General features: G+C 51.5%; 7 protein-coding genes. 2 read left to right on the top strand and 5 right to left on the bottom strand.

The genetic code is table 11. The annotated features are described in order from the left end of the window. The first annotated feature begins 20 nt into the window (after positions 1 to 20). On the top strand, positions 21 to 437 hold the full coding sequence (locus ABD846_RS01475; RefSeq protein WP_344821943.1) for a BrxA/BrxB family bacilliredoxin: 417 nt from the start codon (positions 21 to 23) through the stop codon (positions 435 to 437). 93 nt (positions 438 to 530) lie between these two features. Here ABD846_RS01475 and ABD846_RS01470 read toward each other — a convergent pair whose 3' ends face one another. The 5 genes from ABD846_RS01470 to ABD846_RS01450 form a co-directional block, all read right to left on the bottom strand. Continuing rightward, positions 531 to 1,826 (bottom strand): YCF48-related protein, encoded by a 1,296-nt coding sequence (locus ABD846_RS01470; protein ID WP_344821941.1) that lies wholly within the window; start codon positions 1,824 to 1,826, stop codon positions 531 to 533. 336 nt (positions 1,827 to 2,162) lie between these two features. Then, the gene (locus tag ABD846_RS01465) at positions 2,163 to 10,325 is read right to left on the bottom strand and encodes an Ig-like domain-containing protein (protein WP_344821939.1); all 8,163 of its coding nucleotides are present in this window, start codon (positions 10,323 to 10,325) and stop codon (positions 2,163 to 2,165) included. A 405-nt stretch (positions 10,326 to 10,730) separates the two neighbouring features. Next, on the bottom strand, positions 10,731 to 11,783 hold the full coding sequence (locus tag ABD846_RS01460) for a fatty acid desaturase family protein (protein WP_344821937.1): 1,053 nt from the start codon (positions 11,781 to 11,783) through the stop codon (positions 10,731 to 10,733). Between the two features lie 144 nt (positions 11,784 to 11,927). Further along, positions 11,928 to 12,365: a cold-shock protein gene (locus ABD846_RS01455; protein WP_344821935.1), complete on the bottom strand. Its 438-nt coding sequence runs from the start codon at positions 12,363 to 12,365 to the stop codon at positions 11,928 to 11,930. Positions 12,366 to 12,368: 3 nt separating this feature from the next. Next, the gene (locus ABD846_RS01450) at positions 12,369 to 13,496 is read right to left on the bottom strand and encodes a DEAD/DEAH box helicase (protein ID WP_344821933.1); all 1,128 of its coding nucleotides are present in this window, start codon (positions 13,494 to 13,496) and stop codon (positions 12,369 to 12,371) included. 419 nt (positions 13,497 to 13,915) lie between these two features. On the opposite strand from ABD846_RS01450, the gene ABD846_RS01445 reads away from it, so the two are divergent. After that, positions 13,916 to 21,157: an Ig-like domain-containing protein gene (locus ABD846_RS01445; protein WP_344821931.1), complete on the top strand. Its 7,242-nt coding sequence runs from the start codon at positions 13,916 to 13,918 to the stop codon at positions 21,155 to 21,157. Positions 21,158 to 21,162 lie beyond the last annotated feature (5 nt).

The following is a 21,162-nucleotide window of genomic DNA, read 5'->3' as shown; positions in this document are numbered from 1 at the left end:
GCAATAAAAATCTTTTCAAAATGTATCCTTCCGATATCGTCCTGCCGATGAAAGCAGAACTCACCAGCAATGGTTTTTCCGACCTGAACACTCCGGATTCAGTTGATCAGGCACTTAAACAAACCGGCACTACCCTTCTGGTAATCAATTCTGTATGCGGATGCTCTGCGGGCACAGCACGCCCGGGCGTATTACGTGCCGTAGCGATGGCTTCCAAAAAGCCGGACCACCTTACCACGAGCTTTGCAGGATACGATCTGGATGCTGTAAAACAGGCGAGAACCTACCTCCTGCCTTATCCCCCTTCCAGCCCTTCCATCGCTTTACTGAAAGACGGGCAGCTCGTACACATGATCGAACGTCATATGATCGAAGGTCGTTCGGCCGATATGATCGCCGCCAACCTGATCGCTGCTTTCGAACAGCACTGCAACTAAATTCATCTGTACTCAGAACAAAAGGCCGGAAATTATTTCCGGCCTTTTTATTGACAATCAGGCGATAAGGCTACTCTATTTAAACAAACGGATTTAATCTGCTTTACATACGCTGATCGTAGTCATCGCTTCTGTACCCTGAACATGCAGCAGGTACATTCCCGGCGCCAGCGTCTTCATATCAATGAAAGCATGTGCGGGGTTCAACATCCCCTCCGCTACCCGGACTCCTCGCAAATCAGTGACCGAAAAAGCCATGTTCTCCGTCAGTCCATAGATCGTGAGCAAACCTTTTACCGGGTTAGGTCCCACAGATATCGTTTCGCTGACTTTGTTTTCCGTTATTGCCGAGGGTTGGGACATTCCTGATAATTTCAGTTTCAGGATGGTTCCTTCAGTACCTACTGCGTAGGCCGCTTCGTTTTTGTAGCAATATACCGATCTCAGATCTGTGGTCACCGGAGAGCTTTGTGCCGACCACGAGAAAGCCCCATCGCCGGTACGCCATATTTTCCCTGCTCCTCCGACGATGAATCCCGTATCCTTCTGGCAGAAATCCATCCCATAAACCGCACCTACAATTGCTGCATACTTTTCCGTCCAGGTCGCTCCCCCGTCATTCGTAACCCGTACATATGCATTTCCTGTCGTCAGATAGGTACCCCGCATCATATATCCGCGGCTTGCGGTAGGGAACGAACTGGCGAAGTTCCAGTAAGACGCACTTGACGGAGCCACATCGGTGTTGATGGTAGCAAGTCCGTCTTTTGTGGACATCCAGCTGCTGAGACCGGGGTTATAGGCCCCACCCACAGATTCGTACATACCCCAGAAGCCCTTGCTGCCGTTGAGAAAATACAGGCCGCCCAGCATCGCGTCGTAGTATCCCGGTCCGTAAGGGGTCCAATTACTCCCTCCATCTACCGACTTCCATATATAACCGTCTGTCATTTCAGCGCCGCCGCAGGCGAAAATCGTATCGCGGCTTACCATGAAAATATCCCGGACAGGGGTAAGCGAACTGAAGAAAACTGATTTCCAGGTTTTCCCGCCATCGGTCGTTTTGAGGATCAGGCCCATACCATGCGGGTTCGTACCGGGGTCCGTCTCTCCACACACAAAACCGGTGTCGGCACCCTTGAACTGTACGTCCCAGAACCAGTTAGTTGTGTAGCCGGTAACAGTTCCACCGGTCCAGGTATCACCGCCATCGGTGGACTTGAGCACGGTACCGTCTTTCCCAACTGCATATCCGGTACTTGCAGTTGGGAAATGCACCCCGAGCAGGTCATTTGTTGTGCCACTGCCGATTTTCTTCCATTGTGCGGAAACGGCATTACCGCAAAGTACAGTCAGCAATAATGCGATCACATTTTTTGTCTTTCTCATGTCTTTGATTCTTTTTACACAGGGTACGACGAGAAAAGAAGTTCCTGTGTTAGCGCTCAAATGCAAAAACCATACATAAGTAGGGTTCAAATAAGTCATTAAACGATCCTTAGGTTATGCGGCAATACATAAGTAGTGGAGACTATCTACTCAGGAAAAAAGGGAGCGACCAGAAAGCACAACTCCCATGCATATTGTAACACATTACATCAGGTAGCCATGGAATATTCCGGGCAGATGTAAACGTCTGGTCTCAGCACCTGAAGTCCGAGGCCCAACCAATAAAAAAAAGCTGCTCCACATAACGGAGCAGCTTGTGTGACACAAAACAGGTGTTTACTGCCAGGTTACTTTATTTATCTTTTCCACAGCGATCAACTGTCGGCTCTCGTCGTATAAACGCAATACATATGTACCATCCGGCAGGTCTTTCAGGTCTATGCTCTGAGCATTTTCGACATAGATCAGTCTGCGCCCCATCATGTCCGATAATTCTGCGTGTATCACCAGAGGTGCTTCGATCTGCAGCTTTCCGTTAGTGGGATTCGGATGCACTTTTATCTCTGTATTCAGCGACATCTGCGGTACTGAGGTGGCCTGCAATTCTGCAGTATCCGAGTTCGCGATACAACCGTTCCTATCGGTAACTTCCGCATGATACAGTCCGCCTTTTATATATGTATAAGAACTGCTGTTTGCCCCGGCAATTACCGAACCGTTCCGGAACCATTGATAGTAGATATATCCTGTGGACGGACTCAGGTACAATGTACTGCCCACCCTGCCTATCACCGGTCTTACCGGTTTGGGATAATAGCTGACAGAAGTACTGTTCGTAGTTGCCACGCATCCATAAATACTGGTAACGGTAACTGTATAAGAGCCGGAAGCTGTCACATTGCGTGTGTTCGCTTTAGGGGTCGCAGGAGTCATCGAAAATCCATCTTTCTTCCAGTCGAACAGTGATCCTGTATACCCGGGATGGCAGACCAGCAATACCGAAGCATTTTCACAAATAGTGGATTCCGGCGGAGTAAGTACGGGGGCTACATCCTGCGTTACTGAGATAACGGTATCGTCGGTACAGCCATATACCGTTGTTGCAACCACTTTATAGTTACTGGTGGTTCCTGCAGCAAGTGTATCCGATGTTGCACCACTGAGGAGCAAACTGCCCTGATACCATTGGTACGTGACGGGAAGCGTGGAAGATGCCAGCAGCGTAACTGTCTTACCCGGACAATACACAAAGCCGGGTACTGTTTTGGGTACCACCGTCACCACAGGTAAAGGACGCACATTTACGGCCAGCAGGGCTCTCGGTCCCTCACAGCCTACCGACGATGTCTGACTTACGTAATAGTTGAAAGATCCGACAGCAGTAGTAACGGGAATAGGAGCAGTCGCAGAACCTGTACCGCCGGTGGCGGCAGTGTACCACAGAAGAGAGGTACCACCTGCGCCCAGCCTGCTGGCTACACTGTTCATACAGATGTCGAGAGGGGTAATCACAACCGGCACCGATGGCAGCGGGTTAACGACAACGTTTATTGTGGCTTTCGGACTTTCGCAACCGGTGGTCGTGTTGGTTTGGGTTACATAATAAAGAACCGTTGCAATTGCTGCCGTGGAAGGCGCAGGTGCAGTGCTGCTTCCCGTACCGGTGAGCGAGGTATACCAGAGCAAAGCGGTACCTGTGGCGGTAAGCGGGGAAGATGCTCCCCCGACACAAAGGTTCACGGGTGATACCACAACCGGAGCAGCCGGCAATGCATTAACGGTCACTGCAATCGGCGCGCGCGGTCCTTCACACCCGTATACATTTTTGGCACTTACATAATAATTGACAGTACCCGCCGTAGCGGTAGCCGGTACAATAGCTGTATTAGAGCCTGTTCCGCCGGTTGCGGCGGTATACCACTTCAGCGTGTCTCCGGCAGATGCAGCAGTAGCGTTCAGTGCCAGTGCAATTGCGTTCTGACAATAGACAACCGGGCTCGTTACTGTCGGGAGTACCGGTGTTGGGTTTACAGTCACAACAATAGCCGCACGTAAAGTACCGGTACAGCCATAACGGGATCTGGCGCCTGCATAAACTGTGGTACTACCCACCGTTCCTGTTGCCGGAACGGGTGCCGCCGTAACTCCTGTTCCGCCGGTAGCAGTGGTGTACCAGTAGAGCGTGTCGGTTGCCGAAGGCTTTGTAGCAGTAAGTGCTGTGGCTGTAGCTCCCTGACAGTAAGTAACAGGACTGACCACGGCAGGGGCAGCAGGAAGGTCCTGAACAGCAACACTGAGCGTGCTTCGCGCACTTTCACAATTGAAGCTGTTGGTCTGACTCACGTAATAGGTAGTCGTTCCAAGCGCCGCTGTGGACGGTACCGGAGCAGTTGCACTCCCGGTTCCGCCGATTGCGGCCACATACCACAGCAACCCTGTACCCGATGCGGTAAGCGCTGTGGCGGCGGAACCGATACAGAGATTTAAAGGACTGGTAACTGACGGCGCCGCAGGCGTAGGATTGACAGTCACTGTGATCATGGCTCTCGGACTCTCGCACTTATTCGAATTACGCTCACTTACATAATAGGTGGTGACGCCTGTTGCACTTGTGGTTGGTGTGGGCGCTGACAGAGAAGCTGTGCCGCCTGTGGCAACAGTGTACCAATAAAGGGTATCTCCCGCGGAGGAAGCCGTCGCGGTTAACGGAACCGCGGCTGCTCCCTGACAGTACACAACCGGGCTCACCACCGGAGCCAGCGGCAGATCGTTTACCTGCACATTAACCCGCACACGACTACTTTCACAATTAAGCGTATTTCTGCTGCTTACCCAGTAACCCGTTAGTCCGGCCGTGGCGGTGGAAGGTATCGGAGCAGTTAATGATCCTGTTCCTCCCGTGGCAACAGTGTACCAGTAAAGGGTATCTGTTCCGGAAGCGCCGGTTGCTGTAAGCGCTGTAGCGACATCGCCTTTACAATAAGTCACCGGACTTGCTGCAGCAGGGGCCAGCGGAAGCGGATTTACAGTAACCGTAATCGCAGAACGATTTCCCTCGCAGGCTGCCGCTGTTTTAAGGCTCACCCACCAGGTATTGGTTCCGGCGGATACTGTGGAAGGAACCGGAGCTGTATAAACTGATGCCCCGCCGGAAGCCGCCGTGTACCAAAGCAACGTATCTGAAGGTGCAGATTTCGCCGCACTTAAAGCTACTGCCGTTGCTCCCTGGCAATAGGTTACCGGACTTACCACAGCAGGTGCGGCCGGTGTAAGATTAACGGTTACCGTAATAGCCGCTCTCGGACTTTCACACTTGTTCATGTTTCTTTCGCTTACATAGTATGTAGTAATGCCCGGTGTACCTGTTGATGGCGTGGGAGCGATACGGGAACCAGTTCCCCCGGACGCAGTGGTGTACCAGTAAAGGGTATCTCCGGCAGCGGAAGGTGTTGCAATTAACGGTAAGGCTGTTGCTCCCTGGCAGTAAGTAACCGAGGTAGTTGACGGACTTGACGGAAGTGCATTTACCTGTACCGAAATATTTGTGCGGATGCTTTCACAGGTCAGGACGTTTCTGCTGCCCACCCAGTAATTCGTGGTTCCGGATGTTGCTGTAGAAGGTATGGGAGCCGTAAGTGAACCTGATCCTCCTGTTGCAGTACTGTACCAGTAGAGCGTATCTGTTCCGGATGCTTTCGTAGCAGTAAGTGCGGTAGCAGGGTCACCCTGGCAATAAGACACCGGGCTTATTACAGCCGGTGCTGCCGGATTCGGACTTACGGCTACTAAGATTGAAGACCTGCTGCTTTCACAAGCGGCAGATGATTTTATACTCACCCACCAGTTTGTGGCTCCGGGGATTAACGTTGATGGAACAGGTGTCGTGTAGGAAGCGGTTCCACCTGCAGCTGTGGTGTACCATAGAAGCGTATCTGTGAAAACGGTTTTCAACGCAATGAGCGGAGCAGTTGAAGCTCCCTGACAGTATAATACCGGACTCACCACCGTGGGAGCGGAAGGTGTGCGGTTAACAGTTACCACTATAGCAGCTCTGGGACTTTCGCATTTATTGGAGTTGCGTTCGCTCACGTAATAAGTGGTTACACCCGTTGCGGCTGTGGCGGGTGTGGGCGCCGTAAGCGAACCCGTTCCTCCTGTTGCTGCAGTGTACCAGTAAAGCGTATCGCCGGCGGCGGATGGCGTGGCTGTCAGCGGAACCGCAACAGCACCCTGACAATAAGTAACCGCATTCACAACAGGGCTTGCGGGTAAGGCGTTGACCTGTACTGCTATAATGGCGCGACTTCCCTCACAGGTCAGGATATTTCTGCTGCTGACCCAATAGCTTGTAAGTCCCGCTGTGGCCGTAGAGGGAACGGGAGCAGTGAGCGAACCCGTTCCTCCCGTTGCAGTACTGTACCAGTAGAGCGTATCTGTTCCGGACGCTTTCGTAGCAGTAAGTGCGGTAGCGGGGTCGCCCTGGCAATAAGATACCGGGCTTGTTACAGCCGGTGCTGCCGGATTGGGACTTATGGCTACTAAGATTGAAGATCGGCCGCCCTCGCATGCGGCAGCCGATTTCAGGCTAACCCACCAGGTAGTTGTTCCGGGGAATACGGTTGAAGGAACAGGTGCCGTGTATGATGCAGTTCCGCCTGTGGCAGCGGTATACCAAAGCAGGGTATCTGTGGGAGCTGATTTTGCAGCGATGAGGGCCAGAGCGGTCGCGCCCTGGCAATAACCTACAGGAGTGACAACGGAAGGAGCAGCTGGTATGGCGTTTACCGTAACCGTGATTGCCGTTCTTGCACTCTCACATTTGTTGGCATTACGCTCACTTACGTAATAGGTAGTAATGCCCGTACTTGTTGTGGCGGGCGTGGGAGGAATAAGCGAACCTGTTCCCCCTGTTGCTGTGGAGTACCAGTAAAGCGTATCGCCTGCAGACGATGGTGTGGCAGTCAGCGGAGCTGCAACGGCCCCTCTGCAATAAGCTACAGGATTCGCTGAAGGTGCGGCGGGCAAGGCATTCACCTGCACTGCAATTGCAGCACGACTGCCTTCGCAACTTAAAGCGCTTTTGCTGCTCACCCAGTAATTTGTGATTCCGGCTGTTGCGGTAGCAGGTACCGGTGCGGTAAGCGAACCCACCCCTCCGGTTGCGACCGTGTACCAGTAAAGCGTATCTGTTCCGGAAGCTTTGGTAGCGGTAAGCGCGACAGAAATATCGCCCCTGCAATAAGAGACAGGTGTGCTCACGACAGGTGCCGCAGGACCGGGATTTATAGTAACAGAGATAGCGGAACGGCCGCTTTCGCATGCAGGCGCAGATTTAAGACTCACCCACCAGGAACTTGTTCCGGCAGATGCGGTAGAAGAAATTGGAGCAGTATAAGAGGCGGTACCGCCGATAGCCGTGCTGTACCAAAGTAAAGTATCCGAAGGCGCAGATTTCGTTGCACTGAGTGCAACGGCCACAGCGCCCTGACAGTAGATGACCGGGCTTACAACCGAAGGTGCTGCAGGAACGGCATTTACCGTAACGGTGATTGCTGTCCTCACGCTCTCACATTTATTGGTATTACGCTCACTTACGTAATAGGTAGTCACACCGGTTGCCGTTGTCGCAGGTGTGGGAGGAGTAAGTGAACCGGTTCCCCCGGATGCTGTGGTGTACCAGTAGAGTGTGTCACCGGCAACGGAAGGGGTTGCCGTTAACGGAGCGGCGGATGCACCCTGGCAATAAGACACAGCGGTTACCGAAGGGCTTAATGGCAAAGCATTTACCTGTACGGAAATGGCAGTGCGGCTACTTTCACAACTGAGGTTATTTCTACTGCTCACCCAGTAGTTCGTCAATCCGGCAGTTGCAGTGGAAGGTACCGGGGCTGTAGCAGATCCCAGTCCGCCTGTAGCGGCAGTATACCAATAAAGAGTGTCAACTCCGGAAGATTTAGTAGCTGTAAGTGCCGTTGCAAGGTCACCGCGGCAATAAGAAACAGGTGTGCTTACCGTGGGAGCAGTTGGGTTGGCATTTACATTCACTGTTATTGATGAACGGCTGCCCTCGCACGACGGAGCGGATTTGAGGCTCACCCACGAGGTATTACTACCGACACTTGTCGTAGAGGGTGTCGGAGCGATGTAAGAAGGCGCACCTCCTGTAGCTGCAGTGTACCACAACAGGGTATCGCCCGGTGCGGCCCCCGAAGCACTCAGAGGTACAGAAGTTGAGCCCTGACAATAGACCACCATCGAGGCTACGGAAGGCGCTCCGGGTACCGCTTTTACAGTCACTGCAATTGCCGCCCTGGAACTCTCGCAGGTACCGGGTTTCTGACTCACGTAATAAGTTGTGGTACCGGCGGATGCCGTGGACGGCACGGGAGCTATGGTACTGCCTGTACCTCCGGAAGAAAGCGTATACCATTGCAGGCTGCTGCCGGACGCAGTGAGCGCAACAGCGGATGCACCGATGCAATAAGTTACCGGTGTGGACACAGTCGGCGCAGCGGGTGCAGCCGTTATATTTACAGTGATTGCCGCACGCGGACTTTCACAGCCCCCCGAAGTCTGGGAAACATAATAGGTAAAAGTACCGGCAGTTGCCGTTGAAGGAACAGTAGCGGTAGTACTTCCCGTACCGCCGGATGCCGCACTATACCACAGCAGGCTGCTACCGGTCGCAGTAAGCGCCGAAGCGGTTGCACCCTGACAATAGGTAACCGGGCTCGTAACTGCCGGTGCTGCGGGCGGTGCAATAACATTTACGACAAGAGCGGAGCGGCTGCTCTCACAAGTAGCGGATCCGTCGCCCGACTGGCTCACGTAATAGGTTGTGGAACCAATGGTTGCAGTTGAAGGAATAAGTGCTGTCACGCCTGTTCCGCCAGTAGCAGCGGTATACCATTTCAGGTTGGATCCGCTCGCCGTAAGCGCTGAAGCGCTTACCCCCTGGCAAAGTGTAACAGGACTTGTAACAGCAGGAGTATCCGAAACCACGTACACACCGTAATCCTCCGCCTGACCATAAGTATAAGGACCACAGGCGTAATCTGAGGGGGTAGCCGAGTAAAACACAGAAACCACACGCATGCGCAGATAAGCGCAGGTAACAGCCGTTGCGGGAATGGTGATACTACCGCTGTGCGTCTCGGGAATACTTGTTCCGTTATGACTGAACACCTGTTCTCCTGCATCTGCAAAATCGCCGTCATTATTATAGTCGATAAATACGCGTACGTTTTGCTTGTTCAGTTCTGTGTTTACACTGATCGTATATGTATTACCTCTCCGTACACTGCTTTGCTGGGTGTAAGCATGATCTGCATAAGCGGCCTGCTCTGCGTATGCATCTCCGGTCCATACATTCATCCCGTTAAAGCTCACCATTACAGGACCCACATTGGCAATGGAAGAACTGGTAGGAGTGCAGGATACAGTTGTGATCGAACCGGAAGGACTGAGCAGACCGGCGGAAGTCTTATAGCCCACCCGTTCATTATCCAGCGTATTGAGCATACGTGTGCGCTGCCCTGCCGTAAAACGGTCAGGAGGGCATTCAGTATAATCCATGATATTATACTGCGTATAATTATAAGATCTTCCGGTACAGGAGTTGTAATCTGTTGGCGGACACCAGGTGGAGGGAAATGCAGAAGACTCACGGATATGAGGTTCCGTGTCGCAGATCAGATCGCCGGTGGTGGAGCAGGAAGTTGTGGAAGGACAGGTTGTGCCGCCTGCATCTCCTTCAAATGTATGATAGAGACCGAATGCATGTCCCAATTCATGAGACACAGTAGTTGATCCGGCGGTCACTTCGGCTGCAACCACAATCATTCCATCCTGCGAAGGGCTTCCCGGAAAATAGGCATATCCGGCGATACCACCACCGGAATACAGGTCGTTTCCGTCAATCTTGTTGACACAATAGATGTTATAATAGTCTGCAGGAGACCAACGGCTCAGAGATTTTATTGTGTTGTCGCTTACGCCGGAGCTTAAGCTGACATTCACGCCCCAGGAGGAGTAACCGGAAAGCGAACTTGCATCCACCCGTATGATACCGTTCGTCGATGCACCTGCAGGTGTTCTCCTGGCCAAAACGAATTTCAGCGGTATCCTGCAGCCTCCGTGTGTGGTGTCCGGGAACGGTGAAGCGGCTGCGTAGGAAGCGTTCAGATACGCGATCATCTGCGCGATCTTGGTGCTGTCCGGATTATACAGAGAGCCGACGCTTCCGCCTGTGTGAATCACATGAACAACGGTGGGAATTTCATACACATATCCGGCACTCGTGTAAGTAAGCATCGCTCCGGAAGCAAGAGCTGCATAGCTGGTCCATCTTGCATCCAGCCTGCGGACGGAACTGTCGTAAGATTTATTAAGTGATAGTTGGTTTTTGTGCATCACTTCGAAGGCACAACTGCCGCGATGCTGCCCGAAGGCAAGCGCACAAAAAAAGACCGGAAGCAAACCAAGTAACAGTTTTCTCATAGTAATCTGTATCGAATGAATGATTGTGTTGTATTCTTTCCCTGAGGAAAATCCCATTCATATCCCGGTATAAGCTATTGGTCAGGCACACTTCCGGCTGTCAGAAGCGTTGTGTGTAAACGAAGCAGTAAATTGTGCCATTACGGGGACTTTAACAGATCACCTGCCCCCATCTTTAGTAGTGATTATTGCACTGTAACGGAAGAATAGTAAGTGTACCCGGTATTTTGCAGGGGGAAAAAGTTCCCGTCTTTCCAAATTCAGACGGAAATGATGCACTGCAGGTGCTTTGTGCTATGATCACCTGGTTACAAAAAACCGGGTATACAGTTATGCTCCACATGTGCTGATACATACGGAGACAACCGTAAATTCACATTACGGTATACAACTAAATAAAACGAATTAGTCCTGCGACTCCGAACGGGAGCGGTAATACTGTTTGAGGAATTGCTTACGCGAATCGTGGTAGTGCGTTACTCCTCCCAGTTTATGTAAGAGGTAAATGTAGCAATATGCGAGGTCGAGCTGATAGGGCAGAAATCCCGAACGGGCGCTTCCCGGGAACAGATGATGGTTATTGTGCCATTCGCCTGCAACATAACCTGGCCAGATCTGGTTGATTGAAAGATCGTCCTTATTAAAATCAACACCCTCGGTATGTTTCAGTTTGCCTTTTCCGTGCCCTTCATAATTAAAGGTACGCACGCCGATAGTCCATACAAAAGCGGAACCGAAAATGCAGCAGACCAAAGCCATGCCGCGGTGGTCGAATCCATACTCTCCGATCAGGTAAAATACGGTTCCCCAGAACGACCAGTTCAGTACCCAGCTGAGCAACACTCTTGCCGGGTGATCTACTGATCCCCATTTACGGTACTGTTCGTAAGTGTTTGCACGTACACCGGAATGCTTCAGCAAAGCAGCGACCTTCTGGTAATCACTTTCGGAAAGATTGCGGTTGATCGGCTGATGTACGGCATCGGCCAGAAAACAATACCAGAAACCACAGGTGGCGTTGTAGGGGTCTCCGGGCTGATCGGACTTTGCATGATGCACGTGATGCGACACGGCATAAATTTCCTCGAACACCGTCTTGATCACAAGATGCTGGGTGAGCACCCGCCAGAACGCATTTTTGAATGTATACGCTTTATGAGTGCAATACCGGTGATACCAGATGGTACCATGCGTCCCCATAAGGATCATGCTGTAAACAAAACCGACGATCAGCAGCGGCCACTCGAAATAACGGAATATAAACAGCAGCAGGAACGGCAGCAGGCAAAGCAACTGAAACCAGCTTGTGAATGTCATCCAGTTCTTTACCGACCGGAATATATTCAACCGTTTCAGGAATTCGCTGAATATCTGTTTCCTCGACGGACACACGGGTTGTCCGTTCTGATCCTTCCAGCCATAGGAAGGAGGTTCGAGTATGTGATCAAAAAGATGCATGATGTATAATTAGTGATGTTGTGCCCGGTCTATGCCTGTTATACCTGCACAGACCGGGGTATTTTTTGACGGAACCGTGCTGATTCCGCTTCAGTTGCAAGATACACAGATGTCATTTAACTACATAACATCTCTAAGCCCTGCTTATTTGTACTTCCGCACATTCACGGCAATCATACCGCGTGCAGATTTTTCTTTATTGAACAAAACCCTGTCTTTTTCAGTGATCGGCTGGGCGAGCTGATTGGCATGCACGAAGATATTTTCGCGGGTTTTATCATCTGTGATAAAACCATACCCCTTAGCATCGTTGAAAAACGATACGGTTCCTTTTCTTTCCGGGTTTTCTTCCTCAACGGGCGCTGCCCCCAGGATGATATCCTCCGCGAGAATTTCCTTTTTGTTGCTCATGTCGGGCGGTACGGAACTCAGGTTTCCGTTCTCGTCCACGTAAGCCAGCATATCGTCCAGGGATTTCCCTTTTTCTTTACCGGCCTTGCGTTCCCGCATTTTCTCGACCTTCTCTTTTTTCTGTTTTGCTTTCTTTTGTGCTATTTCCTTTTTGGAAAACGATTGACTCATATATTATACCTCTGTTAATGTTATTTTACCCTCCGGCAATTGTTTGCCGATCAGTTTCTGAATACCTTTCAACGATTTCATTTCTTCCGTATCACAGAGCGAAATCGCCTCTCCGCTAAGTCCTGCCCTACCCGTACGACCGATGCGGTGTACGTAGGTTTCCGGTACTTCCGGCAACTCATAATTTACTACGCGTGGCAGTTCATCAATATCAATTCCTCTCGCTGCGATATCCGTCGCCACCAATACAAAGATGCGACTGTTCTTGAAATCTTCCAGCGCTTTCTGTCTCGCGGACTGACTTTTACTTCCGTGAATGGCTGCCGCCTGTATGCCTGCCCTGCCCAATTGCTTAACCAGCCTGTCTGCCCCGTGACGCGTACGCGTGAACACGAGCGAACGGGAACGGGTGTTGGCATGAAGCAATTGCGCCAGTAAACCTGCCTTTTCCTTTTTGTCTACAAAATAAACGGATTGCTTTACCGTATCGGCCGTGGAAGAAACCGGATTAACGGAAATCTCTTCGGGATTACGCAAAAAAGCATTCGCCAGTTTGCGGATATCTTCAGGTATCGTAGCGGAGAAAAGCAGCGTCTGCCGTTTCACAGGGAGTTTCGCAACAATCTTTTTCACATCATTTACAAAACCCATATCCAGCATACGGTCCGCTTCGTCCAGTACCAGTATCCGCAGATCGGACAAGTGCACATACCCCTGCTGCATCAGGTCGAGCAGCCGGCCGGGAGTAGCGATAAGAATATCAATTCCTTTCTGCAATGCTGCAACCTGGGGAACCTGGGACACACCGCCGAAGATCGATTTTATCTTCAGGGTAAGATTCTTTCCGTATGTGAGGCAATTTTCTTCTATCTGCAATGCCAGCTCGCGGGTAGGTGTGAGTACGAGGGCCTTAATGTTATTGTCGTTCTTAGGTTCCAGCTGTAACAATTCCAGCATCGGAATTGCAAAAGCGGCTGTTTTGCCGGTTCCGGTCTGCGCGCAGGCAAACACATCGCGTTTGTTGAGCACCGGTGGAATTGCTTTTGATTGTATAGGTGTCGGACTTGTGTAACCTGCAGCTTCTATTGCTGCTAATACCGGTTGTGACAATCCTAACTGATTAAATTTCATACTGTTTTTAACTGCCGTTGTACGGCTGGTTTGTTTATTGTACTGACGCCGTACACCGTAAAGATACACGGACGATAAGTATTGTTGATCAAATACTCCTTACCAATAAAAAGCTGATACACGGGGGAAAAACGTAAAACGGGACAGCCGGGGGGCGAAACTGAACGATAAAAAAGTGATTCCGTTGATTTCAGGACATACAAAGGCAGGAGCCTGTAATGACGTAAAGTTACGATTAAAAGACCACTTATGAAATTTATTTTAAGATCTCGTGAATAACTGTTTTTCAATACTTCACAAGACAAGTACCTACCGCGTTGATATTATTGCATTAATGAAAATTAAAAATCGGTTTTCATCTCATTATAATTTACATTTGTGATTGAAATATTAACAATTTCAATAAGGAACTCCTATTTATGAAAAGAAAATTACCAGCCATTCTGGCGATGGTATGCACTTTCTTATTGTGCCATACCATGCTGAGCGCGCAAACGATCAGCACCATTGCGGGAAGCTCAAGTTCGGGATATGCAGGGGACGGCGGTGCGGCTACCGCTGCATCATTGAACCTGCCTGCAGGTATGGCTACCGACGCAGCGGGCAATATCTATTTTGCCGATTATCTGAATAACGTGATCCGCAGGGTCGATGCCACAACCGGCATTATCACCACAGTTGCCGGATCAGGATCAGCAGGTTTCAGCGGCGACGGAGCTGCGGCCACTTCGGCCAAGATGTACCAGGTAACCGGTGTTACGGTAGATCAATCGACCGGAGACCTGTACATTTCAGACCGGGGGAATCACCGGATCCGTAAAGTAACCGCTTCCACAGGTGTGATCAGCACCATTGCCGGTACGGGTACAGCATCGCATACCGGCGACGGCGGCGCAGCCACTTCAGCCACACTGTACCTGCCTACCGATGTAAGACTGGATAACACCAATACCGTTCTGTACATCGCCTGTTTAGACAATACCGTGCGCAAAATAAACCTGAGCACAGGCATTATCACAAATGTTGCAGGTACGTCCTTCAGCTCTGGTTCCAGTGGAGACGGAGGCGCTGCAACAGCGGCTTTATTAGGTACGCCCTACATTGGTATTGATTACAGCAACAACCTGTATATATCTGATATCGGCGCGAACGTGATCCGCAAAATAGATGCGTCAACGGGCATTATTTCGAAAATAGCCGGGACAGGCACCGGTGCACACTCCGGTGACGGGGGAGCTGCAACCGCTGCATCTATCTATGCTCCGGTAGGCATATCCTTTGATGCATCGGGCAACTTATACTTTTCAGAAAACCAGGGCAATACAATCCGCAAGATAGATGCTTCAGGTATCATCACCACAATAGCCGGAACCGGCACCATGGGCTTCAGCGGAGACGGCGGCGCTCCGACTTCCGCACAGATAAATTATCCCTGGGGCACTGCGCTTCAGAATGGCAAACTGGTATTCAGCGATGGCAATAACGACCGTCTCAGGGCATTTGACGTATGTCGCTCCGTGATATTTGTGGACAGTTCTGTTGCTGTTTCAGGAACCGGCTACAGCTGGAGCAGTCCTTTCAAAACATTGAGTCAGGCGCTTGACACGGCTAACGCAGGCTCCTGTCCGGTGCAGATATGGGTTAAGAAAGGTACTTATTATCCTATGGCAGGAACAGCTGTGGCCTCCAGCCGGGACAGTTCCTTCCGTATCTATCGCAACTATATAAAAGTCTATGGCGGATTTGCGGGAACGGAAACGTCGCTGAGTGCACGCTCCGTAAGCGCCAATCCTACCATTCTTTCCGGTGACATCGGTGTGAGCGGCGACAGCAGCGACAACTGCTACCACGTTATCGCGCTGATGAGTACTGCAAGCTTCACACTGGATACAAATACCGTACTCGACGGCTTTACCGTACAAAGCGGTAACTGTAACGGCAGCACTTCTTTTTCGTCTCACGGCGCACTCTGCCAGCAGTTTGACGGAGCAGGAATCTATATCACTGCAAACGGCACGGGCGCAAACGCAAGTCCGCTCATTGCCAACTGTACCAGTAAACTGCACGCGGGCAATAACGGGGGCGGTATTTACTGCGGGGCTTACAACAGTTCCCTGTGTTATGCCGTTATCCGCAACTCCACATTTACCAATAATAAGACTTCCAATGTTGGAGGCGGGGTATGTACTTACTCAAACGGTGGTACATCTTCTCCTTCCTTCTATAATTGTACAATCTCCGGCAATATTGCTACGAGCAAAGGTGGCGGTGCTTATTCCGACGGCGGCAGTCCGCTGTACCGGAGCTGTACCTTCAGCAGCAACCGCATTACGGCTACGGGCGGAACAGACTATGGCGGCGCTTATTGCGGATTCGGAGCCAGCAGCAACCCGGACTTCGAAGTATGTACGTTCAGCAGTAACAGCAGTACTTCCTATGGCGGTGCGGTGATCGGTTACGGTACACAAAGCATCACGATCGACAGCTGTACATTTACCAGCAACAGCAGCGCCTATGGTGGCGGAGCGAGCATATTCCCTTCCACCACCGCGAATATCAGCAACACAACCTTTACGTCGAACACGGGAAGCACCGGAGCCGGTATCGAGCTGTATTATTCTGCAACTGCCAATGTAGACAATTGCGTTTTCCAGAACGGAAGTGTAAGCGCTTACGGATCGGCACTGAGAACCAACTCCACTTCAACATTTAACGTAACACGCTCCCGTTTCCTGAACGGCACGGGTGGCGCTGTAGGTGCGGTAGACAATGGAAGCGGTACCTGTAATTTCACAAACTGCGTATTTTCCGGTAACAGCACGAGCCAGGTAGGTGGTGTCATCAACAACAACTCGGGCAACGCCACCTTCACACAGTGTGTATTGACAGGCAACAGTACCACCACAACAACCAACTCGGGCGGTGGCGCCATACACGTAACCACGGGAACCGTTACGCTGAACAACAGCACGCTGTACAACAACACCACGGCCAGTACCGCAATACCCAACGGCAACGCCGTGGCGGTAGATGCAAGCGGAACGGCCATATTCAACAATACGATCGTTTGGGGCACTGCAGCTCAGCAGATCGGCGGAACCGGCACCACGACCTATAACAACAGCCTTGCTAAAGGTCTTTCCCTGACTGCACCCAGTCTCAGCAGTAATCCTCAGTTCATCAACCCGTCCGATCCGGATGGTACGGACAACACCTGGGGTACAAGCGATGACGGTCTGCACCTGACTCCCTGTTCTCCCTGTCTGAATACCGGTGACAATACGCTGGTACCGGGCACACTTACTGCAGATTATGCCTCCGCCACCCGCATTCAAAACACAACGGTGGATATGGGTGCATACGAGCACGCTTTTGCTGCACAGGGCATTCCTGATGTAACGATCACCGCGGGCGCAAACCCGATCTGTGCGGGTGCCAATGTCACCTTCAGCTATACAGCCGTATGGCCCGGCGCATCGCCTTCGTTTGCCTGGTATAAAAACGGCACACTCGTTTCATCTGCTGCCAGTTATTCCAGCACCGGCATCAGCAACAACGATACAGTGTGGGTAATAATGACAAACAACGATTGCGGACTCAGCGATACGTCCAACCGCATCGTGATGAAAACAAACGGCGGCAGGATTTACGTAGACAGCGCAGTAGCGGTAAGCGGAACGGGTTCTTCCTGGTCTTCTCCGTTCAAAACGCTCACGGAAGCGCTTACGCTCGCTAACAATACACCATCCACCTGCGCAACCGAAATCTGGGTAAGAAAAGGAACTTATTACCCGGGTACGGTACGTGACAGTTCTTTCCGTATCACACGCAACAACATTAAAGTATATGGTGGATTTGCCGGAACGGAGACCGCACTGAGCGCACGCTCGGTGAGCGGTAACCCGACACTGCTTTCGGCAGATATCGGTACAGCAGGTGATTCCACCGACAACAACTACCATGTAATGACGATCATCGGCTCTTCCAGCCAGCAGATCGACACGAACACAGTAGTTGACGGATTCACGATCTGTTACGGTAATGGCCGTTTCAGCGGATCCTTCACTTACAACGGAACAACGTTCAACAGACAAGACGGATCAGGCATCCTGATCTACGGCGGTGGCAGCGGTAACATGTGTTCTCCGCTGATCGCCAATTGTACGATCACCCGTAACGCTGCCAACTTCGGCGGTGGTATCTACGCAGCTGGATTTACCTCCGGCAGTTCGGGTCCGGTACTGCGCAACAACCAGTTTATTTCCAACACTGCTGCCAACAACGGTGGTGGCTTATTTACCAATGCTCAGGTTTCCGGCAGCAGCACCGCTACTATTGTGAGCTGTACATTCTCCGGCAACAAAGCAAGTAACGGAGGCGGTATTTACTTCCAGGGAAGCGGCGGAACGCTTTCTTCTTCTGTAAGCGGATCCACTTTCCAGAACAACAGCGCAAGTGCTGCAGGAGGCGCCGTGCAGAACAACGGCAACAGTACGATCACATACAGCAACAACGTTTTCAGCAGCAATACCGCGCCAAGTGGCGCCGCTTTGTACAATAGCAGTTCTGCGACGATCACGTACACGAGCTGCCGGATGAGCAGTAACACTGCAACTACAAATGGCGGCGGAGCGTACACAAGTTCGGGAACAGCCAACTACTCACTTTGTGTGTTCAACAGCAATACCGCCAGCGATGCAACAAGCGGGGAAGGCGGAGCGATGTTTATCAATGGAGGAACATCCACACTTACCAACTGCGTACTGGCTGCAAACAGCGCGGCAGGTACGGGCGGCGATGGCGGCGGTGCCATTAAAGTAGCAGCAGGAACCGTGAACCTGCAGAGCTCGACCCTTGCAGGAAACAGTTCGGCGAGCACTGTCAAAACCGACGCTAATACCGTAAGTACGCTGTCGGGTTCCACGACTAACATCCTGAATACGATCATCTGGGGTAGCGCCGCGGCACATGTAAATACCGCCGGAACTGTCAACTTTACAAATGCACTCGTAAAAGGAGCAACGCTCACCGCACCCAGCCTGAGCGCGAATCCCAAATTCACAAATGAAGCGGTTCCGGCCGGAGCGGATGGCATATGGCTGACAACCGATGATGGTCTGAACCTGCTGCCCTGTTCGCCTGCGATCAACGTAGCAAGTGCAGCCGCACCGTCTACAGACATACTGAACCGTGCACGCGTAAGCTTACCCGATATGGGAGCTTACGAAGAGCAGGGAGCTCCGCTGCCGGTTGCGCCAACCGTGACAAGCCCTGTTACCTATTGTCAGGGAGCTACCGCTATTGCGCTTACCGCTACAAAAACTTCCTCAACTGATACGCTGAAATGGTATGACGCCTCCATGACTTTACTGTCGGGTGCTCCTACCCCATCCACTGCAACTGCAGGCACCATCACTTATTATGTATCTCAGACAAACGTAAGCGGTTGTGAGGGAGCGAAGGCTACCATCAATGTTGTTGTCAATCCGAAACCGGCGGCACCGACCGTTACCACACCTGTCACTTATTGTGCGGGAACAACGGCAACAGCGTTAACCGCTACAGTGAGCGGAGCAGGAGATACACTCAAATGGTATAATTCGTCGGCAACGCTGCTGAGCGGAGCTCCAACACCGTCTACCGCAACAGCCGGAACCTTTACCTGGTCTGTGAGTGAGAAGAACGGCTTCGGCTGCGAAAGCAATAAAACAACGATCACTGTCAACGTAAACCCCACACCGGTCGCACCGACCGCCACTACTCCGGTGGTCTATTGCCAGGGAGCAACAGCCAGCGCATTGTCCGCGGTGCTTTCCGCAGGAAGCGATACGCTGAAATGGTATGATGCCTCATCTGCTCCGTTGAGCGCAGCACCTACCCCATCCACAGCAACTGCCGGCACGTACACCTGGTATGTATCGCAGAAAACGAGCCTGGGTTGTGAAGGACCGAAAAGAACCATTACGGTAACAGTGAACCCCACCCCTGCTATCCCTGTCGCCACCACTCCGATCACCTATTGCCAGAATGCCGTTGCTTCCGTACTTACGGCAACAGCTTCCGGTACGGGAGACACGCTGAAATGGTACGACTCTTCGCCCGCATTGCTGGGCGGAGCTCCGACACCATCCACTGCAACATCGGGAACATTTACCTGGTCTGTAAGTGAAAAGAACAGCTTCGGCTGCGAAAGCGCTAAAAAGACAATCACGGTAGTGGTAAACCCGACACCAACTGCCCCGGTAGCGGTCACTCCGGTTATTTACTGCCAGGATGATGTGGCTGTCGCACTTTCGGCTACCAAGGCCTCTGCGACCGATACTCTGAAATGGTACAACAGCAGTTCCGTAGCCCTTGGCACCACTGCTCCTACTCCGGTGACCACAACTGCCGGCACTTACACATGGCTGGTAAGCGATAAGACGTCTCTGGGATGTGAGAGTCCGAAGACTACTATCACCGTAACCGTGAATCCGAAACCGCTTGCACCAACTGTGGTCACCCCGATCAACCTTTGCGTGGGTATTGCGGCCTCACCACTTACGGCAACAGGCACTAATCTGAAATGGTATGTAACGGCCACCGGAGGAAGTGCTGCACCTTCTGTAACCCCTCCGACCGGAACAACCGGTACACTTACCTACTATGTAAGCCAGACAAACAGTTTCGGCTGTGAAGGGCCAAGAGCCAGCCTGACCGTAAACGTGCGTCCTTCGCCCGTAGTGACCATCGCAGCAAGGTCTATGCCGGCAATGGTATTCTGCGTGGGCGACAGCATGGTGCTGCAGGCAACATCTGCAACTGCCATTTCCTACCAGTGGCAGAAAGGAAGTACTCCGCTGCCGGGCGCGACGCGCGATACATTCACCGTAAGCGCTACAGCTACCTACGGCGTAATTGTAAAAGACATGTACGGATGTGCGGATACAGAAAGTGTATATGTTATGGAAAATCCATTGCCGAAACCGGCTTTGTCTCCTACAGAAGTATTGTTCTGTCCTGGCACAACCGTAATGCTGTATGCAAGTCCTAAAACCAGCGGCTACCGCTACGATTGGTATAAAGACAATGTGTTGATGGGTCTGGATACGGCTACTTACAATGTTCCTGTAGGATTACCGGGTGTTTACCAGGTAACGATCAAAGACATTTACACCTGTGTGACCAAAACAAACCTGTCTTACGTAAGCACATATCCTGCTATGACGAAACCGGAAATTGTACAGACGGGCATTTCCCTGAAAACGAAGATCGCGTACTCCGCTTATCAATGGTACCGTAATTACAAAGCGATTCCGGGAGCAAATACCCGCACCTATAACATGAGCTTCGACGGCATCTATTATGTGGTGGTACAGGACGAGAATGGTTGTGAAGGGGTATCAGATACCATTCAGTCGAATGTGCTGAAAGTAGACGAACAGTCGTTGTCATCTATCCGCCTTTATCCGAATCCGACACAAAACAGCGTGCATATCGATGCAACTGCTAAAGTGAATGTGCTGGTGTCGGATATGGCAGGACGTCAGGTACTGCAACTGAAAGAGGTGAACGAAGTGGATCTGAGTTCATTTACCGACGGTATGTACCTGTTCCGCATCAGCGATAAAGAGGGCAGATTGCTCCTCATCGAAAAAGTAAATAAAGTGAGCGGACAGTAAAAATC

Source organism: Rurimicrobium arvi, from assembly GCF_039540495.1.
Taxonomy (GTDB): Bacteria; Bacteroidota; Bacteroidia; order Chitinophagales; family Chitinophagaceae; genus Rurimicrobium; species Rurimicrobium arvi.
Note: the sequence above shows the minus strand (reverse complement) of the source record. Positions and strands in the feature narration are given on the sequence as shown.